This is a genomic window from Lyngbya sp. CCY1209, assembly GCF_055795065.1.
In genome coordinates this window covers 1-6483 of the sequence record NZ_JAYFER010000242.1, presented here as the reverse complement: position 1 = coordinate 6483, position 6483 = coordinate 1, and the positions used below count along the sequence as shown (strand labels likewise).

The window sequence follows — 6483 nt, the reverse complement described above, 5'->3', positions numbered from 1 at the left end:
TTAAATGAGGCGATCGGATCTGAATCCACAGGCAAGATGCCCGATGCTCCGTTGGGAATTTTGCCTCATTTTAGCCGAAACGGTCTACTACGTTTCGATACCGGATCGGTTCGACTCTCCTACGAGCTTTGATGTCAATCTGATATTATTTTGCATTTCCATGAATGGGAAGATTCAGTTGATATCGAATGGTGGAATAAACCACTTTGTAAGAAACATTGACACCGTACTTTTCCTCCAACCACGTTTGCACGTCACAGTAGGTTGTGAACCCGGAATTGGCGTGGTTGAGTCTTTGGACTAACGCCTGCATCGCATCGGGGGGAATTTTACGCCGGCGCCCGTTCGCATATTTATTATTGAGCAACAGTGTCAATCCCCCTTTTTTATACTTGCCGAACCAACGATGGAGCGTAATTCGATTCACTTCCAGCATCGTTGCCAAGTTGGTGATCGTCTTCACTTCCTGCGTTTTTAACAAGTAAAGTGCCCGGATTTTGGTCAGATTATAGGGCGATGTTGCTTCGGCTGTCAACCTCCTGAGTTCTTCGGGCGTTTCCCTGATTTTTGTGTGGTTAAACCTCATAACTTTTCCCCACGGCGATCGACGAGTCATAGAATGGCTAGAATAAAATTAGCCCCGGGATTTAATTCGAGGGCTAATTTTTGCAATATTTGACGACAGCCGAGACAGGTTTAGAAACAGAACTTGCCATTTATTTTCATGAATTGGAGTCGGCAAGAACTGATGGACAGCCCCCCTGGCTTGAATTTTATGTAACCTCTTCGGACTGAATTGGTGCTTTGAATAGGTGAGACCATGTCCGGCTTGTCGCCTTACATAAGAGGATAGCAAAATTCAACTGTCATTGCCCAGCAATGCATGGGGAAAGTCCGCTTTTCTGATGCCTCCAAAGTGCAGGGCTTGAGGGCAGAGGCAGCAAAATATGGCTTTGGGTAGAGGTTTCGGGCATCGATCTGGGGTTAGATCGGATGAAATGTCATTCTCGAACCCTTTCAAATTACCCACAAAACCCACTTTTAGAATTATCCAGTTTCCCACCAATCCCACTTTTTTGGATGGGTGGAGTTTGAGAGGCCGGCTCCGCAATTCACGGCGGACTCGGCTTGACAAAATCCCCGAAGTATGATCACAATTATAAATCTTGCTCTTCAGACCGTTTCCAAATTCCTCCATTCCTATGTCCCCCCTTCGGCGCTTGTTTCGGTACGCGGACCGCTACCGCCCCCAAATTTGGCAGGCCTGCACCTGCTCGGTCCTCAACAAAATTTTCGACCTGGCTCCCCCGGTACTGATCGGCGCGGCGGTTGATGTGGTGGTCAACCAGCAGGACTCGTTTATCGCCGGATGGGGAATCGAGGATGTCAGAGCCCAACTGATCGCCCTATCGGTTCTGAGCGCGATCGTGTGGGGTTTGGAGTCCCTATTTGAATATATCTACAAATTGCTGTGGCGCAACCTCGCCCAAACCATCCAGCACGAACTCCGCCTGGACGCCTACACCCACCTACAAAACCTGGAACTGTCCTACTTCGAGGAACGGAGCACGGGCAGTCTGATGGCAATTCTCAACGACGATATCAACCAACTGGAGCGGTTTCTGGACGTTGGCGCCAACGAAATTTTACAGGTGACGACCACCGTGGTTCTCGTCGGGGGCGGATTTTTTATTTTCGCCCCCCAGGTGGCTGGGCTGGCGATGCTGCCGATGCCGTTCATTATTTGGGGTTCGGTGCTGTTTCAAAATCGCCTGGCGCCCCGCTATGCCGAGGTGCGGGAAAAGGTGAGTGTTCTCAACGGCCAGTTGTCGAATAATTTGACGGGAATCACCACCATAAAAAGTTTCACGGCGGAGGATTACGAAGCCCGACGGATCGATCGCCAAAGTGAGGCGTACCGGCAGGCAAACCGGCGGGCGATCGCGCTTTCGTCTGCGTTCATTCCCCTGATTCGGGTATTCATTTTATTCGGCTTTATCGCCACCCTTTTGATCGGCGGTTTGCAGGCGATAGAAGGACAGTTGGCGGTGGGAACCTACAGCGTCCTGGTATTCATCACCCAGCGGCTGTTGTGGCCCCTGACTCGGTTGGGCGATACCTTCGATCAATACCAACGGGCGATGGCGTCCACGACTCGGGTGATGAATTTGCTCGACACCCCGATCGCCACCCATCCCGGCGACATTTCCCTCCCCGCCTCGGAAGTCCGGGGAGAAATCGAGTTGAAAAATATCACGTTTTCCTACGATTCCAAAACGCCAGTTTTGCAAAATCTATCCCTGCACATTCCGGCGGGCGACACGATCGCGATCGTGGGTTCGACGGGTTCGGGAAAGAGTACCCTGGTGAAACTGTTGTTGCGGTTGTACGAGGTGCGATCGGGGACGATTTTCCTGGACGGGATGGAACTGCAAACTGTCAAATTGCGGGACCTGCGGCGGGCGATCGGTTTGGTGAGTCAGGATGTCTTTCTCTTTCACGGAACCGTGGCGGAAAATATCGCCTACGGGACCTTCGATGCCGATTTTTCCGATATCGTCAATGCGGCGAAAATTGCGGAGGCGGACGATTTTATCCGCCGTTTTCCCCTGGGTTACGAAACCATCGTGGGGGAACGGGGACAGAAGTTGTCGGGGGGACAGAGACAGCGGATCGCGATCGCCCGGGCGGTGTTGAAAAATCCCCCCATCCTAATTTTGGACGAGGCGACGTCGGCGGTGGATAACGAGACGGAAGCCGCTATCGAGCGATCGCTCGAACACATCACCCAAAATCGCACCACGATCGCGATCGCCCACCGCCTCTCCACCATCCGCAACGCGGATTGCATCTACGTCATGGAACACGGGAAATTGATCGAACGGGGGCGGCACGAAGATCTGTTGGACAAACGGGGGGTTTACGCCGGATTGTGGCGGGTTCAGTCGGGGTTGAGATGAGAATGAGGGTGTGGGGTATGTAGGGGCGCAAGGCTTGCGCCCTGCCCTGATTTTAGATTCTTCCCATCTTGGCCCCTCCGCCTCCTCTGCCCCGGTCGCCCCTCCGCTCTGTCTTTGATTCTCTGGTGGGGGTGGAGGGCATAAAATCCACCGATGCACCTTATCGGACACAATACGCGCCGATTCTACCTTTTGTGATATTTTCTGGGATTGCCGCCCAAAAGTCAAGCAAAAATGATAAAAATTGGAAAATTAATGGGGGTGTTGACAAGATTGTAGCACGAGTGTAATATTGAGTTGAGATTCCGGGAAAACGCCGGTCAGGCTTGGGGAGGTGAGGGTTGTGAAATTGGCGGAAGCCTTGATTTTACGGGCGGACATACAGAAGCGGATCGCACAGTTGGAAAGCCGTCTGACCCGCAGTGCGAAAGTCCAGGAAGGGGAAGAACCCCCGGAAGATCCGCAGAAATTAATAGAAGATCTGGAAAACTTGACCGGGGAATTGCTCAGTTTAATTCGGCGGATCAACCGCACGAATTCTGTCACCCCGATGGGGGACAGAATGCTGTCCGATGCCCTGGCGGAACGGGATGTTTTGAAGTTAAAATATAAAGCATACAACGCCCTCATCAACGAAGCATCCCAGCGATTTAATCGCTACAGTCTTTCGGAGGTGCGGATGGTCAGCACGGTCAATATCGCCGATTTGCAGCTATTGCTCGACCATTTGGCGCGAGATCATCGGGAGTTGGACGCTAAAATTCAGGCGTTGAACTGGCAAACTGAGTTAATCGAAAACTGAATACTTGTTGGTAGCCAAAGGAACGGAAGCGAGTACAACCCGCCCACTGGGAAAGTTGGGACTGTCAGAAATGACATTGGTTAACGATACGGGGGGCAGTATCGCGGGTTCGATCCCCGAAAATTACAACTGATGCCCAGTATTGTTACAAGCGTACCGTGTAATTTGCACATTTTACGACCGCGTACTGGTCTGTTATTTTGGCGAGGGTGGGTTCGGGGATATTTCAAGAGAAAGGAGGTTAAAAAATGTTTGCTAATGCGTTTCAAAATAATACGGCAACTTTTGTAACTGCCTCCTTTGTACTGGGCGGTCGCACCTCATCTTCGAGTTGATTGAATAGTCCGGTAGGGTGCGTTCCCGCCGATCCGTCATCGGTCAATTTGGTTGTTGAGGGTTAGGAACGCACCGACGCGAGATTTGAGGAGGCAGGCACAGAGGCACTGCCCCCAAAATTAAGGGATCGGAGCATCAAAAATGATCCCCAATTAATTGAAAAAATAGGAGGAAAGATTGATGAGTTTCGCCTCCGATTATATTTGGGATGTTTGGAGTGAAACTGCCGAACTGTCCTGGGATTGTCAGAACTCCCTTTTTTCTGGGGGAATGAATTGGCAGTTTCGGGATTATCTCTCGACGCTGATAGGTTGCGGGAATGAGAGTTCGGACGAATTGATAATTGCCGGATCTGTCGCGGAAGGAAAGGCCCCGTTTTCCAAATTCGGGACGGAAAAATCGGGCGTCCCGTCCAAAACCGACGATCGCCGTCCGGAAAAGGGCAAATCCGCCGGGGAAACCGATCCCCTGACCGGAATGACAATCGCGGCTTCTCCCGATCTCACCGGACGGGGACGGCCCGAACGGCAGGCGGACACGGCCAGCCAACTGGTTTCTCCGGACACGCCGCCGCCGTCCATCTTGCTTTGAGGGGGGAAAGTTGTAGTATCATGGGGGTCTGAACCTGCGATATGACAAAACGCAATGGCGATCGCGATCGATTTTGGAACCAGCAACACGGTCATTTCTCGGTGGAATCCGGCGACCGAACAACCCGAAACGTTAAAACTGCCCGGTTTGTCGCAAATTTCCGGGCAAAATCCCCCCTTAATTCCCAGCCTCGTCTATGTGGAAGATGCGGCCGGGGAGAGGGTGCTTTTGGGTCAACAAGTGCGCGATCGCGGCTATGATTTAGCCAGCGATCCGCGCTTTTTCCGCAATTTTAAACGGGGAATCGGCAGCGATATCCAGGGTTTTTTGCCGGATCTCGACGGCCGAACCGTCAGTTTTGAAAGGGTCGGCGAGTGGTTTTTGAAAGGGGCAATTTCCGCCCTGCGGGAGATTCCCCTGCCGACGGATTCCGTTATTTTTACCGTCCCCGTGGATAGTTTTGAAGCCTATCGAAATTGGCTGGGCGGGGTGTGCGAGTCCCTGGCGGTGGAACAGGTGCGGATGATCGACGAACCGACGGCGGCGGCGTTGGGGTACGGGTTGGGCGATCGCGAATTGTTGCTGGTCGTCGATTTCGGCGGCGGAACCTTGGATCTGTCCCTGGTTCGCCTCGATGTCGCCAGTCAAAAAACGCCCCTCGGTTTTATTCTCAAATGGGGTAAAAAATCCTTTGCGGAATCCTCCGGGCAGAAGGCGAAAACCGCCCGAGTTTTGGCGAAAGCGGGTCAGAATTTGGGCGGATCGGATATTGACTATTGGTTGGTGGATCATTTTTCCCAAACCCAGGAACTCCCGAAAACCCCCCTCACCACCCGGCTGGCGGAACGGTTGAAAATTCAGCTATCGCTGCAAACCGAAGCGGAGGAAGTTTATTTCAACGACCAAACGTTCGAGAGTTACGAGTTGAAAATTAATCGCGATCGCTTCGAGGAAATTTTGCGGGAACGCCAGTTTTTTGACAACCTCGATACGTCGATGAATCAGGTGTTGCAGCAGGCCCGCCGCCAGGGGATCGAAGTGGGCGATATCGACGCGGTTTTATTGGTGGGGGGGACGGTACAAATTCCCGCCGTCCAGCAGTGGGTGCAACAGTATTTCGACGCGAACAAAATTCGCCGCGACAAACCCTTCGAGGCGATCTCCCACGGGGCGTTACAACTGAGTTTGGGTACTCAAATTGAGGATTTTCTTTACCACAGTTATGGCATTCGCTATTGGAACCGCCGCGACAACTGCCATTCCTGGCATCCGATTATAAAATCCGGGCAACCCTACCCGACGGCGGAACCCGTGGAATTGGTGTTGGGGGCATCCCTGGAAAATCAGCCGAGTATCGAATTGATTGTGGGCGAATTGGGGGCGGAAACGGGGGGAACGGAGGTGTTTTTTGACGGCGATCGCCTGGTGACGCGAAGCCTCGCCGGCGGACAAACTGCGGTTCAGCCTTTGAACGATACGGACGCCGGACGGACGATCGCAAAATTGACTCCTCCGGGAAGTCCGGGAAGCGATCGCGTCCGGGTTCAATTCACCATCGACGACCGGCGTTTTTTGAGGATTACCGTCGAGGATTTATTGACGAATCAAACGTTATTAAATAATCAGGTCGTGGTGGAGTTGAGTTGAATTCACCACAGAGGCACAGAGGGACACAGAGGGGGTTAACCGAGGTCAATCGGAAGTCGATGAAAGAAAATTATCGCAGGTATCGCGCTCGTCTGTTTACAGTTTCCTGGGAGGGACAAACCTTGAAACCCTTATATCAAGGTGATT

The 6483-nt window shown here is 52.3% G+C and carries 5 protein-coding genes; 4 read left to right on the top strand and 1 reads right to left on the bottom strand.

Annotated elements, in window-relative coordinates; genetic code table 11:
- Window positions 1-145: 145 nt before the first annotated feature.
- A complete protein-coding gene (locus tag AC0QHF_RS06410; protein WP_324703362.1) occupies window positions 146-463 on the bottom strand; it encodes a helix-turn-helix domain-containing protein in 318 nt (105 codons plus the stop codon).
- 739 nt (window positions 464-1202) lie between these two features.
- Between AC0QHF_RS06410 and AC0QHF_RS06405 the strand changes: the two genes are divergently transcribed.
- The 4 genes from AC0QHF_RS06405 to AC0QHF_RS06390 all read left to right on the top strand — a co-directional run bounded on the left by AC0QHF_RS06405 (window position 1203) and on the right by AC0QHF_RS06390 (window position 6336).
- Window positions 1203-2960, top strand: a complete 1758-nt coding sequence (locus AC0QHF_RS06405; RefSeq protein WP_324703361.1) for an ABC transporter ATP-binding protein — start codon at window positions 1203-1205, stop codon at window positions 2958-2960.
- Window positions 2961-3303: 343 nt separating this feature from the next.
- Window positions 3304-3762, top strand: coding sequence for a DIP1984 family protein (locus AC0QHF_RS06400; protein WP_324703360.1), 459 nt, complete (start codon window positions 3304-3306; stop codon window positions 3760-3762).
- 516 nt (window positions 3763-4278) lie between these two features.
- On the top strand, window positions 4279-4689 hold the full coding sequence (locus AC0QHF_RS06395; RefSeq protein ID WP_324703359.1) for a hypothetical protein: 411 nt from the start codon (window positions 4279-4281) through the stop codon (window positions 4687-4689).
- A gap of 54 nt (window positions 4690-4743) precedes the next feature.
- Window positions 4744-6336: an Hsp70 family protein gene (locus AC0QHF_RS06390; RefSeq protein WP_324703358.1), complete on the top strand. Its 1593-nt coding sequence runs from the start codon at window positions 4744-4746 to the stop codon at window positions 6334-6336.
- Window positions 6337-6483 lie beyond the last annotated feature (147 nt).